At 66.9% G+C, this 21,771-nt stretch carries 18 protein-coding genes, 1 other RNA gene and 1 riboswitch; of the genes, 10 read left to right on the plus strand and 9 right to left on the minus strand.

Going from position 1 to position 21,771, the window contains the following annotated elements; all coding sequences use genetic code 11:
- The first annotated feature begins 38 nt into the window (after positions 1-38).
- The 4 genes from MJ122_RS20690 (at position 39) to ssrA (ending at position 5,794) form a co-directional block, all read left to right on the plus strand.
- Complete coding sequence (locus MJ122_RS20690; protein ID WP_239745882.1) at positions 39-3,323, plus strand: carboxyl transferase domain-containing protein; 3,285 nt, start codon at positions 39-41, stop codon at positions 3,321-3,323.
- A 37-nt stretch (positions 3,324-3,360) separates the two neighbouring features.
- Positions 3,361-3,532: riboswitch (yybP-ykoY riboswitch) on the plus strand.
- A gap of 52 nt (positions 3,533-3,584) precedes the next feature.
- Positions 3,585-4,598: a sodium:calcium antiporter gene (locus tag MJ122_RS20695; RefSeq protein ID WP_239745883.1), complete on the plus strand. Its 1,014-nt coding sequence runs from the start codon at positions 3,585-3,587 to the stop codon at positions 4,596-4,598.
- Between the two features lie 86 nt (positions 4,599-4,684).
- Positions 4,685-5,362 carry a type 1 glutamine amidotransferase domain-containing protein gene (locus MJ122_RS20700; RefSeq protein ID WP_239745884.1) on the plus strand — a complete coding sequence of 226 codons (678 nt, stop codon included), beginning with the start codon at positions 4,685-4,687 and terminating at the stop codon, positions 5,360-5,362.
- A gap of 74 nt (positions 5,363-5,436) precedes the next feature.
- Positions 5,437-5,794: a transfer-messenger RNA gene (gene ssrA, locus MJ122_RS20705) on the plus strand.
- A 61-nt stretch (positions 5,795-5,855) separates the two neighbouring features.
- On the opposite strand, the gene MJ122_RS20710 is transcribed toward ssrA, so the two are convergent.
- The 4 genes from MJ122_RS20710 to MJ122_RS20725 form a co-directional block, all read right to left on the minus strand.
- Positions 5,856-6,158, minus strand: coding sequence for a hypothetical protein (locus MJ122_RS20710; protein WP_239745885.1), 303 nt, complete (start codon positions 6,156-6,158; stop codon positions 5,856-5,858).
- A gap of 113 nt (positions 6,159-6,271) precedes the next feature.
- On the minus strand, positions 6,272-6,943 hold the full coding sequence (locus MJ122_RS20715; protein ID WP_239745886.1) for a YceH family protein: 672 nt from the start codon (positions 6,941-6,943) through the stop codon (positions 6,272-6,274).
- A gap of 61 nt (positions 6,944-7,004) precedes the next feature.
- Positions 7,005-7,760 carry a cache domain-containing protein gene (locus tag MJ122_RS20720; RefSeq protein WP_088416357.1) on the minus strand — a complete coding sequence of 252 codons (756 nt, stop codon included), beginning with the start codon at positions 7,758-7,760 and terminating at the stop codon, positions 7,005-7,007.
- Positions 7,761-7,878: 118 nt separating this feature from the next.
- Positions 7,879-8,589 carry an FCD domain-containing protein gene (locus tag MJ122_RS20725; RefSeq protein WP_239746035.1) on the minus strand — a complete coding sequence of 237 codons (711 nt, stop codon included), beginning with the start codon at positions 8,587-8,589 and terminating at the stop codon, positions 7,879-7,881.
- Positions 8,590-8,921: 332 nt separating this feature from the next.
- Here MJ122_RS20725 and MJ122_RS20730 point away from each other — a divergent pair, with 332 nt between their 5' ends.
- Together MJ122_RS20730 and MJ122_RS20735 are read left to right on the plus strand one after the other, a co-directional pair.
- Entirely contained in the window at positions 8,922-10,415 is a 1,494-nt protein-coding gene (locus MJ122_RS20730) for an aldehyde dehydrogenase (protein ID WP_239745887.1), read from the plus strand.
- Positions 10,416-10,531: 116 nt separating this feature from the next.
- Positions 10,532-12,016, plus strand: coding sequence for an amino acid permease (locus tag MJ122_RS20735; RefSeq protein WP_088416355.1), 1,485 nt, complete (start codon positions 10,532-10,534; stop codon positions 12,014-12,016).
- Positions 12,017-12,167: 151 nt separating this feature from the next.
- Here the strand turns inward: MJ122_RS20735 and MJ122_RS20740 are convergent, their stop codons facing one another.
- From MJ122_RS20740 to MJ122_RS20760, 5 genes are all read right to left on the minus strand, one after another.
- A complete protein-coding gene (locus tag MJ122_RS20740) occupies positions 12,168-12,839 on the minus strand; it encodes a flavin reductase family protein (RefSeq protein ID WP_239745888.1) in 672 nt (223 codons plus the stop codon).
- A gap of 11 nt (positions 12,840-12,850) precedes the next feature.
- Positions 12,851-14,350: an amidohydrolase family protein gene (locus tag MJ122_RS20745; protein ID WP_239745889.1), complete on the minus strand. Its 1,500-nt coding sequence runs from the start codon at positions 14,348-14,350 to the stop codon at positions 12,851-12,853.
- On the minus strand, positions 14,347-15,546 hold the full coding sequence (locus tag MJ122_RS20750) for an amidohydrolase family protein (RefSeq protein WP_239745890.1): 1,200 nt from the start codon (positions 15,544-15,546) through the stop codon (positions 14,347-14,349). The genes MJ122_RS20745 and MJ122_RS20750 overlap by 4 nt, the downstream gene beginning before the upstream one ends.
- Positions 15,547-15,765: 219 nt before the next feature.
- The gene (locus MJ122_RS20755; RefSeq protein ID WP_239745891.1) at positions 15,766-17,139 is read right to left on the minus strand and encodes a GTPase/DUF3482 domain-containing protein; all 1,374 of its coding nucleotides are present in this window, start codon (positions 17,137-17,139) and stop codon (positions 15,766-15,768) included.
- Positions 17,132-18,508 carry a DUF2868 domain-containing protein gene (locus MJ122_RS20760; RefSeq protein ID WP_239745892.1) on the minus strand — a complete coding sequence of 459 codons (1,377 nt, stop codon included), beginning with the start codon at positions 18,506-18,508 and terminating at the stop codon, positions 17,132-17,134. Before MJ122_RS20760 ends, MJ122_RS20755 begins: the two co-directional genes overlap by 8 nt.
- Before the next feature lie 179 nt (positions 18,509-18,687).
- On the opposite strand from MJ122_RS20760, the gene MJ122_RS20765 reads away from it, so the two are divergent.
- The 4 genes from MJ122_RS20765 (at position 18,688) to MJ122_RS20780 (ending at position 21,766) form a co-directional block, all read left to right on the plus strand.
- Positions 18,688-19,710: a hypothetical protein gene (locus MJ122_RS20765; RefSeq protein WP_239745893.1), complete on the plus strand. Its 1,023-nt coding sequence runs from the start codon at positions 18,688-18,690 to the stop codon at positions 19,708-19,710.
- Positions 19,707-20,771, plus strand: a complete 1,065-nt coding sequence (locus tag MJ122_RS20770; RefSeq protein WP_239745894.1) for a hypothetical protein — start codon at positions 19,707-19,709, stop codon at positions 20,769-20,771. Before MJ122_RS20765 ends, MJ122_RS20770 begins: the two co-directional genes overlap by 4 nt.
- A 20-nt stretch (positions 20,772-20,791) precedes the next feature.
- The gene (locus MJ122_RS20775) at positions 20,792-21,304 is read left to right on the plus strand and encodes a dihydrofolate reductase (RefSeq protein ID WP_239745895.1); all 513 of its coding nucleotides are present in this window, start codon (positions 20,792-20,794) and stop codon (positions 21,302-21,304) included.
- A gap of 165 nt (positions 21,305-21,469) precedes the next feature.
- Entirely contained in the window at positions 21,470-21,766 is a 297-nt protein-coding gene (locus MJ122_RS20780; protein ID WP_239745896.1) for a zinc ribbon domain-containing protein, read from the plus strand.
- The last annotated feature ends 5 nt before the right edge of the window (positions 21,767-21,771 follow it).

Genomic DNA, 21,771 nt, shown 5'->3' on the forward strand with positions numbered 1-21,771 from the left:
TGCGATTCCCGACCACAAGAAGCAAAAACGGAATCGCCATGCCCGTCACCCGCCTGCTCATCGCCAACCGTGGCGAGATCGCCATCCGTATTGCCCGCGCCGCTGCCGAGCTGGGAATCCAGACGCTGGCGATCTTCGCCGAGGACGACGCCGCCTCGCTGCATACACGACAGGCCGACCACGCCGCAGCCCTGAAAGGGCGTGGCGCCAGCGCCTATCTCGACCAGCAGCAGATCATCGACATCGCTCAGTCCCACGGCTGCGATGCGGTGCATCCGGGCTATGGCTTCCTTTCCGAGAACGCCGGCTTCGCCCGCCGCTGCGAAGCCGTCGGGCTCACCTTCGTCGGCCCCTCGGCAGAAGCGCTCGACGTCTTCGGCGACAAGGCCCGCGCCCGCGACCTGGCCCGCGACCACGGCGTCGCACTGGCTGCCGGCAGCAACCGCGCCACTTCCCTGGAGGACGCCGAACGCTTCTTCCGCGAACTGCCCGCCGGCTCCAGCATGATGATCAAGGCCCTCGCCGGGGGCGGCGGACGCGGCATGCGCGCGGTGGGAAGCCTCGAGGAAATCACTGACGCCTACGCCCGCTGCCAGGCCGAAGCCCGGGCTGCCTTTGGCGATGATCGTCTGTACGTCGAGCACCTCATCCAGCGCGCCCGCCATATCGAGGTGCAGGTGATCGGCGACGGCCGCACCGTCAGCCACCTGTGGGAACGCGACTGCACCCTGCAGCGGCGCCACCAGAAGTTGCTGGAGATCGCCCCCAGCCCCAACCTGCACCCACGCCTGCGCGGCGCCATCCTCGCCGCCGCCGTGCGACTGGCCGAAACGGTGGGTTATCGAGGCCTGGGCACCTTCGAGTTCCTGATCGACGAGGACAGCGGCGACTTCGTATTCATGGAAGCCAACCCACGCCTGCAGGTGGAACACACCATCACCGAAGCGGTGACCGGCATCGACCTGGTCCAGGCACAACTGCGCATCGCCGCCGGCGCCAGCCTCGCCGAACTGAACCTGACCCAGGCCGAGATTCCGGCGCCACGCGGCCACGCCCTGCAACTGCGGATCAACCTGGAGAGCATCGCCAGCGACGGCACGCCCCACCTCGCCTGCGGCACCCTCAGCGCCTACGAGCCGCCCAGCGGCCCCGGTCTGCGCGTGGATGGCTACGGCTATGCCGGCTACCGCAACAGCGCCGGCTACGACTCGCTGCTGGCCAAGCTGATCGTCCACGGCAACGGTGGTTATCCACAACTGGTGCAGCGCGCTTACCGTGCTCTGTGTGAGTTCCGCCTCGAAGGCGTGGCGAGCAACATCCCTCTGCTGCTCAATCTGCTGCGCCAGAGCGCAGTGGCCGACAACCAGGTCACCACCCGCTATATCGAAGAACACCTGGCCACACTACTGGGTGCACAACAGCATGCGCATCCGCACCGCTTCTTCAGCCATGCCGGTGCAACCGCGCCAGCCCAGCGCACCACCGAAGTGCCATCCGGGTGCCTCCCGCTTGCTACGCCCAGCGCAGGCGTACTGGTCAGCCTGAGCGTGGCCCCTGGCGATGCGGTCGCCCAGGGCCAGGCCATCGCCGTCGTCGAGGCGATGAAGATGGAATTCGAAGTGAAAGCCAGCGCCAGTGGCATCGTCCACAGCCTCGCCGCCACCCCGGGCGACAGCCTCGGCGAGGGAGACGCGCTGCTGTTCGTCGAGCCCGCGGATATCGAGGCGCAGGACCATCAAACCAGCACCTCCATCGATCTCGACGCCCTCCGCGCCGACCTCGCCGAAGTCATTGAGCGCCACGCCATCGGCCTTGACGAGCGACGTCCGGAGGCTGTCGCCAAGCGCCACAAGATCGGCAAGCGCACCACCCGCGAGAACCTCGCCGACCTGCTCGATGACGGCAGCTTCATCGAGTACGGCGCGCTGGCCATCGCTGCACAGCGCCGTCGCCGCAGCGTCGAGGAACTGATCGCCAGCAGCCCCGCCGACGGCCTGGTCAGCGGCCTGGGCAGCATCAACGCTGCGCAGTTCGGCGACGACAAGGCGCGCTGCCTCGTGCTGGCCTACGACTACACGGTGTTTGCCGGTACCCAGGGCGTGATGAACCACAAGAAGACCGACCGCATGCTGCACCTCGCCGAGCAATGGCGCATCCCATTGGTGCTCTACGCGGAAGGTGGCGGCGGGCGTCCGGGCGACACCGATTTCGTCGGCGTGGCGGGACTGGACAACATGAGCTTCGTCGGCCTGGCGCGACTCTCCGGACTGGTGCCGCTGGTGGGCGTGGTCTCCGGCCGCTGCTTCGCCGGCAACGCGGCGCTGCTGGGCTGCTGCGACGTGATCATCGCCACCCGCGATACCAGCTTGGGTATGGCCGGCCCGGCAATGATCGAGGGCGGCGGCCTGGGCAGGTTCGCCCCCGAGGAAGTCGGCCCCAGCGACGTACAGAGCGCCAACGGCGTAATCGACGTCCTGGTGGAAGACGAGGCTGAAGCCACCCGCATCGCCCGCCAGTACCTCGCCTATTTCCAGGGCGACACTCCAGACTGGCAGTGCGCCGACCAGCGCCTGCTGCGCCACGCGGTGCCGGAGAACCGCCTGCGCGTCTACGACATCCGCCAGGTCATCGAGCAACTGGCCGACAGCGGTTCGGTGCTGGAGCTGCGCCGGCATTTCGCCGCCGGCATGGTCACCGCGCTGGTGCGTATCGAGGGCAAGCCCTTCGGCCTGATTGCCAACAACCCCATGCATTTGGGAGGCGCCATCGACGCCGAGGCGGGCGACAAGGCCGCGCGCTTCATGCAACTGTGCGATGCCTTCGATCTGCCGATCATCTCGCTGTGCGACACCCCCGGCTTCATGGTCGGCCCGCAAGCAGAGAAGACCGGCACCGTGCGCCACGTCTCACGGATGTTCGTCACTGCCGCGAGCCTGACCGTGCCCTTCTTCACGGTGGTCCTGCGCAAGGGCTACGGCCTCGGCGCGCAGGCCATGGCCGCCGGAAGCTTCCACGCCGCGCTGTTCACCGTGGCCTGGCCCAGCGGCGAGTTCGGCGCCATGGGATTGGAGGGAGCGATTCGGCTTGGCTACGCCAAGGAGCTGGCCGCCATCGAGGACGTGCAGGAACGGCAAAAGCTCTTCGACAAGCTGGTGGCCGCCGCCTACCGCAACGGCAAGGGGCTGAACATGGCGAGCTACCTGGAGATCGACGACGTCATTGACCCGGCCGACACCCGCCGCTGGCTGCTGCGCGGGCTGGCATCGACGCCCAGGCCTGCTCCGCGCCAGGGGAAAAAGCGCCCACTGATCGATACCTGGTGACGCCCGGGTTGAGCTGCCCGGCCAATCCGCTAGAATGCGCGGCGTCATTGGGGAGTAGCCGACCGTTTCGTGAACGGGGGCGACGTCAACACACTTGGCCCACAGGCCATGGCGTCGCCAGCAGCTGAGCCTGGCAAGACCTTTGACCACGGGATCTCCGCAACGGCCGGGGAGATGCGTGGTCATGGGTACTACACCGGCCGGGAGCTTCACCGTGATTCACCACCCCACTCTTCGCTCCACCCGCCTGGAGCCGCGCGCATGCTGACCTTCCTTCTCGAACTGCTCGGCATGCTGCTGGTGATCCTGATCGCCGCCGAACTCTTCACTAACGCCCTGGAACACTTCGGCGAGCGCCTGGGAATTTCCGAAGGCGTCACCGGTTCGCTGTTCGCTGCCGTCGGCACCGCCCTTCCGGAAACCCTGATCCCGTTGCTGGCATTGTTCGCCGGCACCAGCAACGTCAACCTCAACGAGGAAGTCGGTGTCGGCGCGATCCTCGGCGCACCGCTGATGCTCTCCACCCTGTCCACCTGCCTGATGGCCTGCTTCGCCTGGCGCGGGCGCGGCCTGCTCGGACGCATCCGTCCCGAGCGTACCGGCCTGCAGCGCGACCTGAACTTTTTCCTGGTGGCCTTCAGCTTCGCCGCCATCGCCATGTTCGTGCCGGCCGAACTGCGCGGCGTACGCATCGCCCTCAGCATGCTGCTGGTGCTCACCTACATCGGCTACATCACACTGACCCTGCGCGCATCGCAAGGCCTGGTGGAAGACGGCCACGGCACCGAAGCCGACCACCGCATGTACCTGTCGCGCATCGGCCTGCCGACCAACCTCGCCAGCATCCTGCTGCAACTGTTGCTGGGCCTGGCGCTGCTGGTGCTGGGCGCCAAGGGCTTCATCCATGGCGTGGAAGGCCTGTCGCACATCCTGGGCATCTCTGCCCTGTTGCTGTCGCTGCTGATCATCCCCATCGCCACCGAACTGCCGGAGAAGATCAACAGCATCCTCTGGGTGCGCCGCGGCAAGGACACCCTGGCCTTCGGCAATATCAGCGGCGCCATGGTGTTCCAGGGCACCCTGCTGCCCGCCATCGGCATCTTGCTCACGCCTTGGGAGCCGCGAATCGAGGTCCTCACTGGCGTGCTCGTCACCCTCGGCGCTGCGCTCTGGCTGCGGATCAACGCCCAGCGCGGCGCTGGCCTGCCCATCTGGGTACTCATGCTCAACGGCGTGCTGTACGCCGCCTATCTGGGTATCACCCTGTCGCGCTGACGCGGTCGGCTCATTGCCTACACTGACAGTCCGGGCTGCCGTTTCGGCGGCAGCCGCACGACTAGCGATACGCCGAAGGAGTGAGCATGAAAATCCTGGTAGTCCTGACCTCCCACGACCAGCTCGGCAACACCGGCAAGAAAACCGGCTTCTGGCTCGAGGAGTTCGCCGCGCCCTACTATGTGTTCAAGGATGCCGGCGCCAGCCTGACCCTGGCCTCGCCCAAGGGCGGCCAGCCGCCGCTCGACCCCAAGAGCGACGAGGAAGGCGCCCAGACCCCAGCCACCCTGCGCTTCCGCCAGGACAGCGAAGCCCAGGCCGCGCTGGCCAACACCGTGAAGCTCAGCGAAGTGAAAGCCGACGACTACGACGCGTTGTTCTACCCCGGCGGCCACGGCCCGCTCTGGGACCTGGCCGAGGACCGCACCTCGGTAGCGCTGATCGAGGCCTTCCACTCCAGCGGCAAGACCGTCTCCGCTGTCTGCCACGCTCCGGCCGTGTTCCGCCACCCGCGCGGCCTGGATGGCCAGCCGCTCGTGCAGGGCCGGCACGTCACCGGCTTCTCCAATAGCGAGGAAGACGCTGTTGGCCTTACCGACGTGGTGCCCTTCCTCGTCCAGGACATGCTCAAGGCCAACGGCGCTCGCTACAGCAAGGGCCCCGACTGGCAGAGCCACGTCGAGGTAGACCGCGGCCTGATCACCGGGCAGAACCCCGCCTCCTCCGAGGCCGTGGCCGAAGCCGTGCTGAAATTCCTGGCCTGACAACACCTTGCGCCGCCCCGGGTGGCTATCGGGGCGGCTTTACCGTAGAATGGACCTCGACCTTGAAAGGTTTTGGGGCCGATTAGGATTCGACGCCGGTAACAAAACTCGAGGGGCATGCCGAGTAGGTGACAGTTCTCGTAAATCAGCTGCCACAACTTTATAGTTGCCAACGACGACAACTACGCCCTAGCAGCCTAAGTGCCGCTAGCAGACCCTAGGGGATGCCTGTAAACCCGAAGATTAGGTCTGTCATATAGAACAGGATCGCCGCCAAGTTCGCTGTAGACGTAACGGCTAAAACTCATACAGCTCGCTCCAAGCGCCCTGCCACTCGGGCCGCAAGGAGTTAACCTAATAGAGATGGCTAAGCATGTAGAACCGACAGCGGAGAACTGGCGGACGGGGGTTCAAATCCCCCCGGCTCCACCAAATCCAAAGAAAAAGGCGCTGAGCCTCAAGCCCAGCGCCTTTTTTCTTGGCCGCGATTTGCCTAGAGCGTCAGGAATCCCAGCCGCGGCATCAGCGGTTGGGCCTGTTCCTCCGTCACCACTTCCACGCAAGGCTTGCGCAGGCGAAGCCGTTCGGCGTTGCACAGCAGGGGGCCGTCGTCGTCTTCGGCGCCGAGGGGGTCGTCGATCAGTACGCCCTTGATCAGTCCCTGGCGGAACAGTTCGCGGATGGCAAAGAGGTTGGCTTCGCGGGGACCAGTGAGGTCGCCGATGGATTTGAAGTCGGTTTCCGTGAGCTGGCTGAGCACGGCGCTCAGCTGGGCCTGGGAGGGTTTGCGACTCATGGGGTACTCCGGGGCGAAGCGGGGGAAAGCGTAACTATCGACGGCAAATATTATCGCGGGATTAGCGGGCTGAAAGGCCGACCTTGGTCGGCTCGTCAGAAGAATCTTCCGAATCAATCTCGGGAGATCCCCAGCTCCAGCAGCGCGAGGCGTTCTTCGAGCGCCGCGATGCGGCCTTCCAACTCAACCAGACGCCCTTCGTCATGGCCACCAGCATCGCTGCGTTCGCTGGAGGAGCGGCTGCCGCTGGAGGCGATGGCGGCCTCGCGGTCTTCCTCGGTGCCCAGCAGGTGCATGTAGCGGTCTTCACGTTGGCCGGCCTGGCGCTCAAGCTGCACGGCTATGCCGCGGCCAGCGAGGCGTTCGAGCTGGTGACGGACTTCTTCTGTATCATCAAAGTCGTGCATGCGCTGGCTGCGGGTAAGCAGTTCGTTGAGGGTCTGTGGGCCGCGCAGGAACAGCAGGCCGAGCAGGATCACCTGCGGCTTCACCAATTCCAGCGCCTTGTCCAGCCGCTGCTCCCAGCGGTCGGCGCGACTGCCCATGACCAGGCGGGTCATCTCGCGGCCCTCAAGGTGGCGCAGGGACTGGCCGACCTGGCCGGGGGTGAGGTTCATCACCGGGTCACGGCTGGTCTTCTGGTTGCACGCGGTGACCAGGGCGTTAAGGGTCAGCGGGTAGGCTTCGGGGGTGGTGAGCTGCTTTTCGATCAGGCACCCGAGAACGCGGGCATCCACTGCACTCAAGGGTTCGAAATCGGAGAGGGTGTCGAGCGACTGGCTCATGGCGGTATCCGTCGATGAGGGAACCGCCCTAGCCTAGCCGTTTACGCAGCGTTTGGCAGCCTCAGGCGGCGCCGGCGAGACGACGGTTCAGCGGTCGTTCAATGACCGCCCAGTGCGAGAAGGACGCCGCCAGCTCCTGCTCGCGCCCCTGCGCATCGCGCGCCAGCGTGCGTCGGGCGAGGTCGCCGGTGAACCAGTTGGCGGTATTGGCAGCAACGACCCGCCCTTCACCGTTCACCACCAGGGCCTCATGGCCCATCTGCATCAGGCTGCCCAGCAGCACGCCTTCGAACTCGTGCAAGGCGATGTCGGCGGCGGCTACGCCGATGAAGCGGCCTTCCACCTGAATCGGCACGGAGAAGGCGAGGATGTACAGGTCGGTGCCATAGAGGTCGACGAAGGGCCCGACTACCGAGGGTTCTCCGCTGGCGCGTGGGCGGGAGAACCAGGGCATGTTGAGGTAGTTGTAGAAGCTTTCGCTGCGCCGGTTGAAGTTCAGGCTCATGGGCACGACCTTGTCGCCGCGGCCGTGGTACCACCACTCCAGGTACATCTCCTGGTCGGCCAGCTCGCCCGGCTCGATCACCACGCCGGTGCCATGCAGGCGCGTGCCGTCATCGGTCAGGTCATGCTGGATGCGCGGGCGCAGGGCGCCGAGGTCCTTGGAGGACGGGCGCTTGCCTTCCTCTGCCAGCGTGCGCCAGATCGCCACGACGTCGCTTGCCAGCTCGTCAAGGCGCTGGAAAACGTTACGGATGGAAGCGTCGATACGCTGGGCGCAGCGCTGCAATTCATCCGCAGGTTGATTGCTGGACATGACCGGGGCCTCGCTGTTCTTGTTATCAAGCGAGCCAGAGCGGCCCGCAGAGTCGGTTCGGTAAGTCATTGCGCGCGCCCTGCCGGGCGCTCCGTGAAAACAGCAAGCGCTGTGCCAGTCAGCCATCATCGGCCAGCAGGCTCAGACGCAGGTTGATCAACCGCTTGATGCCGCGGGTGACGTGGGCTTCGGCCAGCGCGCCGGCCAGGTTCGAATCCCCGGCGCTGATCGCTTCGAGAATCGCGCGATGCTCCTGTCCGATGACCGCCGCGCCAGGGAAGCCATCTACCGGCAGCCACAGCCATTCGCCGATTTCCGCCTGCAGGCGCGTCTCCGCGTGGGTGAGGCGCACGGACTGCGCAGCGACGGCTATCTCGATATGGAAGCGCGCGTCGGCACGGCGCTGTTCCTGCCGGGTGGTCGCGCTGGCCAGGGCATCGAGGTACTGAGCGATGCGCGCCTGCTCGTCGGATGTGGAGCGCTGTGCGGCGAGGCGCGCGGCAGAGCCAGCGATGGCGACGTGTTCGTCACCCAGGTCACGCAGCTCCAGCGCACTCATCTGGCGCAGCTGCCCCAATAGGGCATCCTCGGAAGTGTGCTGCGGCGAGCAGACGAAACTGCCACCGTTGCGCCCGCGCCGGGTCTCGATCACGCCACGTTCGCGCAATTCCGCCAGGGCATCGCGCAGGGTCACGGTGGCGACGCCGAACTGCATCGCCAACTCGCTTTCGCTGGGCAACTGCTCGCCTTCGGCGTAGAGGCCGAGGTCGACCATTTCCACCAGCCGGCGCGCGACTTCCTCGGTGCGCCCTTCCTGGCGCAGGCGCATGAAACTGGCGGGGCGGACTTTCCTGAATTCGTTCATAGGCAGCAGTGCGCGGAGCAAGGACGCATCCAGCGCGGAATATTCCTGTTCCGGAGAGGATGGCGAAGTCTACCGGCAAGCCCGCCTGCGGCTTCGCGCAAAACTATGTCTTCATATTTTTAAATCGCTTTCAGGACTTTCAGCAAGGCCTTTTGCCACGAAAACCCCTTTCAAACGCTCATTTTTCGCCCCGTATTGGCAACCGCAAAAACATAAGATATGGTTTCAAATGTATTTGCCAGCGACGGTCCGCAGGCCGTCTCCGCCCACAACAGCAAGAACGAGGAGCGATACGCATGAGCCAGCCAACCCGCGCCGAATGGGAAGCCCGCGCCAAGGCCCTGAAGATCGAGGGCCGCGCCTTCATCCAGGGCGAGTACCTTGGCGCCGCTTCCGGCGAAACCTTCGATTGCATCAGCCCGGTGGATGGCCGCCTGCTGGCCAAGGTCGCCAGCTGTGACGCCGCCGACGCCGAGCGTGCCGTGCAGAGTGCCCGCGCCACTTTCGATTCCGGCGTCTGGTCGCGGGAAGCCCCTGCCACCCGCAAAGCGGTGATGATCCGCTTCGCCACGCTGCTGGAAGAGCACGCCGAGGAACTGGCACTGCTGGAGACGCTGGACATGGGCAAGCCCATCGGCGACTCGCTGAACGTCGACCTGCCGGGCGCCGCCGATTCCCTGCGCTGGAGCGGCGAGGCCATCGACAAGGTCTACGACGAAGTGGCCGCCACCTCCCATGACCAGCTCGGCCTGGTCACCCGCGAGCCGGTGGGCGTAGTCGCCGCCATCGTGCCGTGGAACTTCCCGCTGATGATGGCTGCCTGGAAACTCGGCCCGGCGCTGGCCACCGGCAACTCGGTGATCCTCAAGCCGTCGGAGCGCTCGCCGCTGACCGCTATCCGCATCGCCCAGCTGGCCATTGAGGCAGGTATCCCTGCCGGCGTGCTGAACGTGCTGCCGGGCTACGGCCACACCGTCGGCAAGGCCCTGGCGCTGCACATGGACGTGGACACCGCGGTGTTCACCGGCTCCACCAGGATCGCCAAGCAACTGATGGTCTATGCCGGCGAATCGAACATGAAGCGCGTCTGGCTGGAAGCCGGCGGCAAGAGCCCGAACATCGTCTTCGAGGATGCGCCGGACCTTCAGGCCGCCGCCGATGCGGCGGCAGCCGCCATCGCCTTCAACCAGGGCGAAGTGTGTACCGCCGGCTCGCGCCTGCTGGTGCAGAAGTCGATCAAGGCGAAATTCCTGCCGCTGGTGGTCGAGGCGCTCAAGGGCTGGAAGGCCGGCCACCCGCTGGACCCGGAAACCAACGTCGGCGCGCTGGTCGACGGCCGCCAACTGGAGCAGGTGCTGGGCTACATCCAGGCCGGCCAGGACGAAGGCGCGAAGATTCTCACTGGCGGCAAGCGCGTGCTGGAGGAAACCGGCGGCACCTACGTCGAGCCGACCCTGTTCGATGGCGTGAGCAACGCCATGAAGATCGCCCGCGAGGAAATCTTCGGCCCGGTGCTCTCGGTCATCGAGTTCGAGGACGCCGAGGAGGCCATTCGCATCGCCAACGACACCCCATACGGGCTGGCGGCGGCGGTCTGGACCCGCGACATCTCCAAGGCCCACCTCACCGCCCGCGCCCTGCGCGCCGGCAGCGTGTGGGTGAACATGTACGACGGCGGTGATATGACTGCGCCCTTCGGCGGCTTCAAGCAGTCGGGCAACGGTCGCGACAAGTCGCTCCACGCCTTCGACAAGTACACCGAGCTCAAAGCCACCTGGATCAAGCTGTAACCGACCAGGCCTGAGGTTTGTAGGAAGACGGCGCGCGGCCAGGTCCCGCGCCGAACAATAACAACAACGCTTTCCGTTGCACTGCCGACGCGAAAACCTCAAACAGGACAACCACGATGAACAGTCCGATCCAGCCAGGCATTGCCCTGGACCGCGACGCGGAGCAACTCCGCGCGCTGGGCTACACCTCCAATTTCGAACGCAGCATGACCCTCTGGCAGAACTTCGCCCTGGGCTTCACCTACCTCTCGCCGGTGGTCGGCGTATACACCCTGTTCGGCCTGTGCCTGGCCGCCGGCGGCCCGCCGATGTTCTGGTCCTACCTGCTGGTGGGCATCGGGCAACTGCTGGTGTGCCTGATCTTCTGCGAAGTGGTCTCGCAATTCCCCATCTCCGGTGGCGTGTATCCCTGGGCCCGACGCCTGGTGGGCAAGCGCTGGGCATGGATGGTCGGCTGGATCTACTCGGTGTCGCTGTGCGTAACCATCGCCGCCGTGGCCCTGGGCGCCGGCCCGTACATCGCCACCCTGCTCGGCTTCGAGTCCACGCCGGTGACCAACACCTTCGTTGCCCTGGCGCTGACGGTGATTGCTACCCTGCTCAACCTCTCCGGCACCAAGCTGCTGGCCCGCGTGGCGATGTTCGGCTTCATCTGTGAACTGCTCGGCGCGCTGGTGATCGGCACCTACCTGCTGATCTTCGAGCGCCATCAGCCGTTCTCGGTGCTGTTCAACACCTTCGACATCCGCATCGACGGCAGCTACTGGCCGGCCTTCCTCACCGCCTCGCTGGCGGGGATGTTCCTCTACTACGGTTTCGAGGCCTGCGGTGACGTCGCCGAGGAAACCCCGAACCCCAGCCGTCGTATTCCCAAGGCCATGCGCATGACCATCTGGATCGGCGGCGGCGCAGCCATCTTCGCCGCCCTGGCGCTGATCCTCGCGGTACCGGACATGCAGGCGGTGATTTCCGGCGCCGACAAGGACCCGATGACCACCATCCTCGACAACGCGTTCGGCGTAACCGGCGCTCGCCTGGTGATGGCGGTGATCATCGTCTCGTTCGTTTCCTGCGTGCTCAGCCTGCAGGCCGCCGCCAGCCGCCTGCTGTACTCCTACGCCCGCGACGAGATGGTGATGGGCAGCGGCCTGCTCAAGCGCCTGTCGCCCAACACCCACGTACCGGTCGCCGCGCTGATCGCTTGCGGCGTGATCCCCAGCGTGATCGTCTGCGCCGGCTTCTACCTGCAGAACGCCATCGCCATGGTGGTGAGCTTCGCCGCCATCGGCATCTACCTGTCGTTCCAGATGATCGTCGGCGGCGCCCTCTTCGCCCGCGCACGTGGCTGGAAGCCCAGCGGCGCCTTCACCCTGGGCAACTGGGGCTGGATCGTGAACATCCTGGCGCTGACCTACGGAGTCCTGGCCATCGTCAACATGTCCTGGCCGCGCACGCCGGACGCGCCCTGGTACCTGAACTACGGGATCATCCTGGTGGGCGGTATCGTGATCGTCCTGGGCCTGGCCTACATGACCCTGTTCCGCCCGTACGACAAGGGCACCGCTCCCCACGGGGATGCGTGGAAGCTGCATCAGCAGTAAGTGTTGAAGTGAAATGAAAACGCCCGGCAGGATGCCGGGCGCTTTCATTTCTGCGGAACGTCTTGTGTCGGAGCGAGCCTGCTGGCGAACGAATTCACCGGAAAATTCGGCGTTGGGCGGGTTCGCAAGCAAGCCCCCCCCCTACAAGGGTTCAGGCGAGCTCTTCGGTTTCGAGCCAGAGGCGCTGTCCTGCGCCGGGAGCCTCCATCCATTGCTTCAACGAACGCGTCGGCAGGTCGAAATAGTCCCGTGTGCGCGCATAGCCGTGTCCGCCCATACGGCCGATGGCATCGAGGCCGAGCTGGTCGATGTAGAGCGTGGCCGGGTCGATCAGATCGTCGCGCACATGGGCCATCAGCACTTCGCCGAGGATGATCTCCCGCGACTGGCCGATGGACAGCGCCATCATCCGCCGACACTCCAGCGCCACCGGCGCCTCGCCGATGCGCGGGCAGCCGACACGGCTACCGGGGATGGCGGTGAGGCCGGCCGCGACCAGTTCGTCGAAGCCCGGTTCGAAGGGCACGGCGCAGACATTCATGGCTTCAACCAGGGCGTCGGAGACGATGTTCACGGTGAATTCCTGGTTCTGCCGGATGTTCAGCGTGGTGTCCTTCGGGCTCAGGTCGCTGTAGTTCTCCACGCCCAGGGCGAGGATCGGCGGGTCGGCAGAGAGGGCGTTGAAGAAGCTGAAGGGCGCCGCGTTCACGCGCCCCTCGGCGTCGACGGTGGTGACCAGGGCGATGGGCCGGGGTACCACGCTGCCGATGAGGATCTTGTATTTCTCGCGGGCAGAAAGCTGCTGGAAATCGAAGCTGAGCATGGGGTGATCCTTCACGAAGCAGTGGGTGCGTGGGCGTTGAGCAACGGTGCGGCGGTGCTGTACGAATCGGCAAAGGGAATCGCGGAACGGAACAGCGTGCGCCACGGCGGGTTACCGAAGGCGCGCTCGGCGTGGTGCTGCATCTGCTTCTGGAACAGCGCATCAGCGCAGCGCTGCAGGTCGGCGTAGTCGACGCCGATCACCTGGCCGTCCTGCATCACGCTGCGGCCATCGATGAAGCTGGCGATGCAGTCGTCGCCGCGGCCGGCGGTGAACAGGTTCTTCAGCGGGTCGAAGAACGGGCCCTGATGGAAGTCGCCAAGGCGGAACACGGTGATGTCCGCGCGGGCGCCGACGGCGAGGCGGCCAAGGTCGTCACGACCCAGCGCCTGTGCACCGCCGAGGGTGGCGGCGTTGTACAGGTCGAGCATGCGCGTGTGTTCGGCATCGCCCTCCTTCACCCGCGCGATATTCAGGCCCTGGCGCAGGTTGTCGAGCATGTCCGCCGGGAAGGTGTCGGTGCCCATGGCGAGGTTGATCCCGCGCGCGCGGTAGGCGCCGAAGGAGTCCAGCGCATCGCCTTCGCGGGCGAACACCACCGGGCAATGCACCAGGCTCGTGCCGCTGTCAGCCAGGCGCTGCAGTTCGTCACCGCCACTGTGCAGGATGCCGTGGGGCAGCACGCTGCGCGGGTTGAGCAGGCCGTAGCTGTCGAGCCACTGCAGCGAGGACTTTTCGCGCAGGCGGCGCACCAGTTCCACTTCGTAGCGCGACTGGCAGCAGTGCAGGCGTAGCGGTGCGTTCAGTTCGCGCTGCACGGCGGCGGTGCGCTCCAGCAAAGCGGGCGTGCAGGTTTCGATGCGGTCCGGCAGCAGCGCACCGCGTACCAGGCCGTCGTGGGCGCCGTCGAAGTCGTGGAAGAAGCGCTCCGCCTCTTTCAGTCCGGCGAGGCCGGCGGCTTCGTCCCAGTGCTGCGCAGGGGTGCCGTCGGCGCGGGCGTATGTCATCCCGCTCATGTAGCAGGGCCCCAGATAGGTGCGCAGGCCCAGCTCGCCAGACAGCTCGGCGACCCCGGCAAATTCGTCGTAGTGCTCGGCCCAGCGCCGGTAGTACATGGAAGTGATCGGCATGGCGGTGGTGATGCCGTTGCGGATCAGCTGGGTGAAGGCGTAGCGGTACTTGAGCAGCTCCTCGTCCGGGCTGTAGCACTCGGTCGGCCCGGCGCGCAGGTAGTCCTCGGACCACACGCGGCCCATCTTCCACTCGGCGCCGTTGTCGAGAGTGAGCACCGTGGAGTCGAGGTCGCCCAGGGCGTCGAGGTCGATGAAGCCGGGGCCTATCAGTGCGTGGCCATAGTCGATCCACTGACTGACTTCGCCGGGGAAGCCGCGCCCGACGAAGAGGATTCTGCCGTCCTCGAACACCACTTCGCCGTGGCGCCAGAGCACGTGCTGCTGACCATCAAAGCCGACCACGAAACTGGCTTTCAGGCCGATGCGGGGATTGCTCACCGGCGCGACTCCACAGGACGGCCATGCTCGGCGATCAGCTTGCCGGCCTTGAACACCTGGCGCTGGGCCGGGCGCGCGACCACGGCCTCGCCGAGGGTTTCGACCGGCAGCAGGAGGAAGTCCGCTGGCGCACCGACCTCGATGCGCGCCGGCTCCCGGCCCAGCGCTCGAGCGCCGTTAGCAGTGGCGGCAGCGAAGGCGGCGGCCAGGTCGTCGTCCTTGCACAGGTCGAAGCGGAAGGCCAGCAGCATGGCGCGTTCGAGCATGTCGCCGTTGCCCATGGGCGACCAGGCATCGCGGATGCCGTCGCTGCCCAGGCACAGGTTCACACCAGCTTCGCGCAGGGCGAGGAACGGCGGCACCGGGGTATCGGCCGGGGCGGAGCTCATCAGGGAAATGCCCAGCTCGGAGAGCCGCTCGGCCAGTGGCTCGACCTGCTCCCAAGGTGCCATGCCCAGGCAGTAGGCGTGACTGATCATCACCTTGCCCTGCAGGCCGTGGCGCTCGGTGTAATCGGCGATGCGAGCGATCTGCCAGAGGCCCAGCTCACCCTTGTCGTGCAGGTGGATATCGACGCCACGGCCGAATTCCACGGCGAGGCCGAAGACGATATCCAGCTGGGCGATGGGGTCGTCATCGATGCCACAGGGGTCGAGGCCGCCGACGTTTTCCACGCCCAGCTTCATCGCTTCGCGCATCAGCTCGGCGGTACCAGGGCGGCTCACCAGGCCCGTCTGCGGGAAGACCACGAACTGCATGTCGATCAGATCAGCGTACCGCTCGCGCAGCGCCTGCATCGCGACCACATGGCGCAGGCCCAGCTCGGGGTCGATGTCCACGTGGCAGCGGAAGGTCAATGAGCCACGGGCGATGCACTGCTCCAGCAACGCGCCGGCACGTTCGGCAATCGGCGCTTCGATCTCGCGCAGGACGCGGCGTTCGTTGGCGATGTAGTCCTTGAGCGTGGGGCCGGCGCTGTTGGGGCGCCAGGGTTGGCCCCAGAGGGTCTTGTCCAGGTGGCAGTGACTCTCTACCAGCGGCGGCAGCAGGAGCTGGCCGGCACCGTCGATGTCGTCCGCTTGCAGCGAGGCGGTGTCGGCGGGGCGACGGTCGGCGATGCGACCGTCAAGGATAAGGAAGTCTTCCGCGGCATTGCCCAGCGGACGGATATTGCGCAGCCAGTAGCTGTCGGTCATGGGGACCTCGATCTTGTTGAAAACGTAGGGCGGATAACCGCTTGCGGTTATCCGCCGATGAGCTCGACGACGCGTGCTCCGGGTTCAAACCTGTAGGAGCGAGCTTGCTCGCGAACCGCATGGCACCGTGCCTTGCAGGTTCGCGAGCAAGCTCGCGCCTACAAAAGAGCGGCGCCCCTGTAGGAGCGAGCTTGCTCGCGAACCGCCGCCGTACCGTGCCTACGGCTCGAGCAACTGGATCGCCAACTGCGCCACTGCTTCCTGCCGCTCGGTTTTTTCGCTGCGTCGGCGACCATTGAGGCTCGACCACTCCGGATGCGCCCGCGCCTTGCGCAGCGCCTCGGGCAACTTGCCCTCGCGCCACTGCTTGTCTTCGGGCGATTGCACCTGGATCGCCTCCACCGCCGCATGCCCGCGCATCTGCAAGGCCGCCAGCAGTTGCCGCTGCCGTAGCGCCAGCAGACGCAGCACGCTGTCGTCCACCGACAGCTCGCGGCTGCCCTTGAGCTTGCCCAGCAGGCGCTGGCCGTAGTGCCCGACGGTCTGCCAGGCGCCGCCGGCGATGGCGCCCAGCGCAGTGGCCGCGCCGAGGGTAAGGCCGCCGACCAGCAGATCGATCCCTGCCCCCGCCGCCGCGCCGGCCGCAACGCCGCCGCCCAGGCGGATGCCCAGTTGGCGCAGGGTTTCGGGGTTGAACAGGTCATCGCCCCAGCGCCCATCGAGCAGGGGCAGATCAGCTGCGCGGGCATCATCCTTGCGGAAGGCGTAGAGGCTGAGCAGCGCCTTCACACAAGTGTCTTCGCGCTTGCGCACCTGATTGCGCAGCGCCTCGGTGGCGGCGCGCACGGCGGCATCGCCGGCCGGCACCAGTTGGCGGCAGGCGGCAACATCCACCAGCAGTTCGGCGATCAGCCGCGCACCGGCCTCGCGGCGGGCCACGGCCTGGGCTTCGTGATCGGCCACCAGCCGATCCAGCTGCGGGCGCGCACGCTCCAGCAGCAGAGCCAGGCTTTCGTATAGCCGGCGCTCGCCATCCAGCGGCGGCGCCACGCTGTCGAAACGCACCAGCGCGTGCAGTCCAAGACGCGACAGCGCCTCGCGCCACTGTTCCTCGCGGTGCTGCGGACTGGCGACAAAATTGAGCACCGGCAGCAGCGGGCGCGCGCAGGCGGCGAGTACGGCCAGTTCATCGCGGTACTTGGCCAGCACCGGCTCGCGGGCATCGATCACGTAGAGGCCAGCGTCGGAGGCCAACAACTGACGCACCACCTTGGCTTCCTGCTCGAAGCGGCCGCGGGCTTCGCTGCCCTCGAGGAAGCGACGCAGCTTCTCCGGGCCGTCCAGGCGCTCGCCGGGGCGTTCCAGTCCATCGAGGAAGTCACGCAGGGCGATGGCATCCTCCAGGCCCGGCGTGTCGTACAGTTCCAGCAACGGCTCGCCGTCCACCGACAGCCGCGCGCCTTCCACATGGCGCGTGGTGCTCGGGCGATGGGACACCTCGCCGAAACCGACATCGCGGGTCAGGGTGCGCAGCAGGGAAGTCTTACCGACATTGGTGTGGCCGACCACGGCCAGCTTCAGCGCATCAGTCATGCCCGGTCTCCAGCCAGCCCAGCGGCGACGCCGAGGTGTGCGGCAATTGCAGGCGGTCGACGGCGACATGCCAGTCACCCAGGCGCTCGGCATCCAGCGCCTCGCCAGCCGGCGCCTGCAGCAGCCAGACGCGGGTCGCAGCGGCGCAGCGCGAGAGTTCGGCGATCAGCGCCAGGGTGCCGCGATCCGGCGAGCGGCGCGGGTCGCAGGCGATCACCAGGCGCGCCGGCGGGTAGCGGGTGAGTTGTTCCAACAGGCGGCGGCGCTGGGCGCCGTCGTCGAGGTCGCCTGCGTTGGCGATGTTCTCCGGCAGCTTGGGTGGCCAGTTCGGCCGGTCGAGCAGTTCGATGGAGACCAGCAGCGCGCCGTCGGCAGTGGACGCCGGTGCTCGCGCCTGCGGCTCGACCAGTTCGTCCGGCGCGGCATCGCTGACACCCAGGCGCTCGCTGGCCGGCATCAGCCGTTCGCGCAGCAAGGCGTAGCCGGGCAGCGAGACGTCCAGCGCCAGCTGCGCACGCCCGCGCTTCCAGTGCCACAGGCAGAGCAGCCAGAGCGCGCCGCGCAGCAGTACGCCGTAGACCAGCAGGATGCCGACCAGCCAGCCGGCCCAGGCGTGTCGCGCATTCTCGCTGGCCACCAGGGCATCGCCGCTGGCGCGCACCAGCTCCGAATCCGGCTGCGGGAAGCCGAGCAGCGACGGCAGCGCGCCGAGGCCGTGGGTCAGGGCGATGAAGGTGTCGCCGCCGAGGATGGTGGTTTCCCAGACGAAGCCGTAGCGCCGCGTCGCCAGCAGCGCCAGCATCACGCCCAGCGCGGTCGTGAGTGCGACGAACCACAGGCCGTGGACCAGCAGGCCGAGCGCCCAGCGGGTCAGCTTCTGGCGGTCCAGCAACACCAGCAGGGCCGGCCCCAGCTGCGCGGCCTGGGCGTCGCGGGCGAGCTTGCCGCTCAGCCACAGCCACAGGCGGCCGAGCGCACCGGCGGCCTCGCCGCCAGCGAAGAAGGCCAGAGTCCAGCCCATCAGCGTAAGCAGGTGCAGGCCGAGCAGGCTGGCCAGGGCCCAGAACACATTCACCGGGCGCTGGCCGTCACCCAGCGCGGCGAAGGCCAGGCCGCCGCCGGTGAACAGCGCCAGGGCCAGCAGCAGGTAGATCGACAGGCGCGCCCCCTGGGTCCAGGTGCGCAGGGCGGCGCGCTGGCCGTCGCGTTCGGCCAGCAGCAGCGCGCGGTGCTGCAGGCGCTGCGCGAGGTCGCCACCGCCAACGATGGCGCGGCGGTTGGCTTCGCTGTCTTCCAGGGGGCCGACCTGTTCCTCGCGCAGGCGCACGGCCTCGCACAGCCACAGGGATTGGAGGGCGGACTCGCTCACGGGTTCTCCGGCAATCGGTATTCGGCACCAAGGATAACCGCTGCTCGCCGCCACGTCCCGGCACCGCCGGTAACACCCGGTGGCGTCAACCAAACCAAGGAGGGGCTCTCGCCGCGCGCGGCCAGCCTCAGACTCAGCCGATAGCACTGCCCCTATAAAAACAACAATGAGGCCTCGCCATGCTGCGCTCGCTGCTCAGTGCCTTGCCCCTGCTGTTCGCCGCCGCCACCGCGGCGGCGGTGGAAACGCCACCGGTGCGCCCCTCCGACTGGGGCCCGGACACCCCGCTGATGCAGGCGGTGCCGCCGCGCCAGCTGGGCGCCGACGTCAGCGCCCGGCAGTCCGCCAGCAACACCTCGCAACTGTGGATCAGCCAGACCGACTTCCGCCTGCACGACGACATCGGCTTCTTCATCCGCAGGATGCTGATCCAGATGAGCCCGGTAGCAGGTAGCAGCACGCCGCTGATGCTCGACGACCCGAAGTCCATGGTCGCGCGCATCCAGGCCGGGGATATCTTCGTCGCCGACGCCACCCTCGCCAGTCTGCTCAACGAGGAGCTGCGCAACGCCAAGGCGCCGGTTCGCAACCTCAGGCTCAGCACCCGCGCCGACGGCCAGGAAGTCCACGGCGAACTGCTGCGCAAGGGGCGCTGGCGACCGCTGCGGATGATCACCGGGATCGAGCAGGCCGGGCCGCTGAAGGTGGCACTGGTGCCGCAGCGAATCTTCGTCGACAACGTGGACGTCACGCCCTCGCTGACCGCCGCCTCCATCGAGATGTCCGAAGTGCTGCAGTTGCACACCGCGCACATGCAGCTGATCGGCAACCGTATCCTGGTCGACCTCGACGGCCTGTTCCCGCCGCCGCGCCTGGACTTCACCGTCCGCAGCCTGAAGCTGGCCGACGGCGGCATGGACCTGCTGCTGGGCAGCGACCTGGCCGAGCTGAAATGGCCGCAGCTCAAGGCGCCACAGAGCTACATGTTCATCGAGGGCGGCGACATCAAGATGGCGCGGACCATTCTGGTGAAGGCCTACGCGCTGTTCACCAGCCTGAGCCCCGACGCACCGCTGCTGTTCAACCTCTACGACTACCGCCGCCAGCTGCAGTACGGCGAAATCCGCCTGCGCGAGGACGGCATGGTGCACATCGCGGTCTCGCCGGTCAAAGCGCCCGCCCCGGAGGAGAAAGCCCTATGAGAACCCTCCTCGCCTCCCTGCTCTGCCTCGCGCTGGCCGGCCAGGCTGCCGCCGAGAGCGCCATCGACAAGCAGCAGCGCGAACTGGGCGTGCTGCGCCAGGGCTGGTTCCAGCAGACGCCGCCGGCACCGGAATTCAAGGCCAGCCGCCCCGGCGGACTGCGTGATTCCGGCCAGGACGGCGTGGGCATCCTGCTCAATAACGTGGACATGTATTTCCAGGGCGGCGTCGGCTTCCACAGCCCGCAGCTCAAGGGCTGGCTGGTGCCACTCAAGGCCGGCGAGCCGATCGACTTCGACCGCCCGCAGGCTATGCGCATCGAGGTCTCCGAGGGCGAGGTGATACTCAGCCCCGAGCAGCTCGCCAACCTGTTCAACCAGCACATCCTCGCCTACCCGGAAACCATGCTGCGCGACTTCAAGCTCAGCGTCGAAGGCGACCGCCTGCTGGTCTCCGGCGAGGTGCAGCCGCTGGGTGTCGGGCCCTGGCTGCCGCTCAAGCTCTCCGGCACGGTGAAGCTCGACGGCGACAACCTCGACTACCAGCCCGACAGCGTGAAGGTGCTCGGCGTGCCCAGCTACGGCGCCATGAGCCTGGTGGGCCTGCGCCTGGATTCGCTGGTGACACTGGAGCGCCCCGGCGCGGTGCTGCAGGACAACGTGATGCACCTGAACTACCACCAGGTCTTCCCGCTGGTGGGCATCGGCGGGCGTGTCGAATCCAGCTGGCTGGACGCCAAGGGCCTGCACCTGAAGTTCGTGCCCAATCCGGGCGCCGCCTCGCTGGCCTTCGAACCGCCGCGCCAGGCCGGTCAGTCGTACATCTGGCTGCAGTCGGGCGACCTGAAGATCTTCGAGATCCTCATCACTTATTCCCAGGTGCTGCTCAAGGCCGAGCAACCGGACCAGACGCTGGCCTTCAACCTCAAGGACTACCGCAAGGTACTGGCCACTGGCATCACCCAGGTCAACGAAGACGGCACCTTCTTCATGCGCGTTCCGCCCTCCGGTCCCACCGGGGAGGTGCGACTGGTATCCTCTGGCAACGGGAGTTCCCGCTGATGTTCACCACTGGAGTCACGATGTCCGAAGCCCTGCCCCTGGCGATGATCGCCGCCCTTGCCGAGAACCGCGTGATCGGCGTCGACAACCGCCTGCCCTGGCACCTGCCGCAGGACCTCAAGCACTTCAAGGCGATGACCCTGGGCAAGCCGGTGATCATGGGCCGCAAGACCTGGGACTCGCTGGGCCGTCCGCTGCCGGGTCGGCTGAACATCGTGGTCACCCGCCAGGCGGGCCTCAAGCTCGAAGGCGCGGAAGTCTTCACCAGCCTCGACGCCGCCCTGGAGCGCGCCGAGCAGTGGGCCAGGGAAGAGGAAGCCGACGAGCTGATGCTGATCGGCGGTGCGCAACTCTACGGTGAAGCCCTGGGCCGCGCCGAACGCCTGTACCTGACCCGCGTGGGTCTGAGCCCGGAAGGCGATGCGCACTTCCCGGAAGTGAACACGAGCCAGTGGCACCTGGCGTCGAGCATCGAGCACGACGCGGAAGGCGAGACGCCGGCCTACGCGTTCGAAGTGTGGGAACGGGCCTGAGCCTGTTACCGCTCAAGAAAAAACGCCGCTCCGGGATAACCGGCGCGGCGTTTTTTCTTGGACGCTCTTTGGCGAAATCTCCGCTCACACTCCCGAACCTTGACCCTGTAGCAACTACAGGCTGCTCAATGACTCCACCCCACGACGGGAAACTGGAGGTACATCATGGGTTGGCTCGAACGTTTGATGATGGGTGGGCATCATGGTCGCCGCGGGTACGGCGGCCGTCATGGCGGCGGCCACGGCAACTACGATGCGCCGGACTGTCGGGATGCGCCGCCACGACCGGCGGCAGCACCGACCACGCCCTGCGCGCAATGCCGGGCGGCCATTACGCCGGACGCCCTCTATTGCCAGCGCTGCGGCGCCTCCCAGAAACCCACCCTGTGCTCAGGCTGTGGCGATGGACTGGCACCCCAGGCGCGCTTCTGTGCCCGCTGCGGGCAAGAGCGCGGCACCTGAACCGG

Origin of the sequence: Pseudomonas sp. DP-17, from assembly GCF_022380625.1 — a bacterium.
Classification (GTDB): domain Bacteria; phylum Pseudomonadota; class Gammaproteobacteria; order Pseudomonadales; family Pseudomonadaceae; genus Pseudomonas; species Pseudomonas nitroreducens_A.

What these genes read in the sequence shown, in the direction of transcription:
- MJ122_RS20765 (WP_239745893.1), top strand. Translation starts at nt 18,688, where the DNA reads ATGCTGCGCTCGCTGCTCAGTGCCTTGCCCCTGCTGTTCGCCGCCGCC.
- MJ122_RS20690 (WP_239745882.1), top strand. Translation starts at nt 39, where the DNA reads ATGCCCGTCACCCGCCTGCTCATCGCCAACCGTGGCGAGATCGCCATC.
- MJ122_RS20755 (WP_239745891.1), bottom strand. Translation starts at nt 17,139, where the DNA reads ATGACTGATGCGCTGAAGCTGGCCGTGGTCGGCCACACCAATGTCGGT.
- MJ122_RS20740 (WP_239745888.1), bottom strand. Translation starts at nt 12,839, where the DNA reads ATGCTCAGCTTCGATTTCCAGCAGCTTTCTGCCCGCGAGAAATACAAG.
- MJ122_RS20735 (WP_088416355.1), top strand. Translation starts at nt 10,532, where the DNA reads ATGAACAGTCCGATCCAGCCAGGCATTGCCCTGGACCGCGACGCGGAG.
- MJ122_RS20710 (WP_239745885.1), bottom strand. Translation starts at nt 6,158, where the DNA reads ATGAGTCGCAAACCCTCCCAGGCCCAGCTGAGCGCCGTGCTCAGCCAG.
- MJ122_RS20695 (WP_239745883.1), top strand. Translation starts at nt 3,585, where the DNA reads ATGCTGACCTTCCTTCTCGAACTGCTCGGCATGCTGCTGGTGATCCTG.
- MJ122_RS20775 (WP_239745895.1), top strand. Translation starts at nt 20,792, where the DNA reads ATGTCCGAAGCCCTGCCCCTGGCGATGATCGCCGCCCTTGCCGAGAAC.
- MJ122_RS20720 (WP_088416357.1), bottom strand. Translation starts at nt 7,760, where the DNA reads ATGTCCAGCAATCAACCTGCGGATGAATTGCAGCGCTGCGCCCAGCGT.
- MJ122_RS20780 (WP_239745896.1), top strand. Translation starts at nt 21,470, where the DNA reads ATGGGTTGGCTCGAACGTTTGATGATGGGTGGGCATCATGGTCGCCGC.
- MJ122_RS20725 (WP_239746035.1), bottom strand. Translation starts at nt 8,589, where the DNA reads ATGCGCCTGCGCCAGGAAGGGCGCACCGAGGAAGTCGCGCGCCGGCTG.
- MJ122_RS20750 (WP_239745890.1), bottom strand. Translation starts at nt 15,546, where the DNA reads ATGACCGACAGCTACTGGCTGCGCAATATCCGTCCGCTGGGCAATGCC.
- MJ122_RS20770 (WP_239745894.1), top strand. Translation starts at nt 19,707, where the DNA reads ATGAGAACCCTCCTCGCCTCCCTGCTCTGCCTCGCGCTGGCCGGCCAG.
- MJ122_RS20700 (WP_239745884.1), top strand. Translation starts at nt 4,685, where the DNA reads ATGAAAATCCTGGTAGTCCTGACCTCCCACGACCAGCTCGGCAACACC.
- MJ122_RS20730 (WP_239745887.1), top strand. Translation starts at nt 8,922, where the DNA reads ATGAGCCAGCCAACCCGCGCCGAATGGGAAGCCCGCGCCAAGGCCCTG.
- MJ122_RS20715 (WP_239745886.1), bottom strand. Translation starts at nt 6,943, where the DNA reads ATGAGCCAGTCGCTCGACACCCTCTCCGATTTCGAACCCTTGAGTGCA.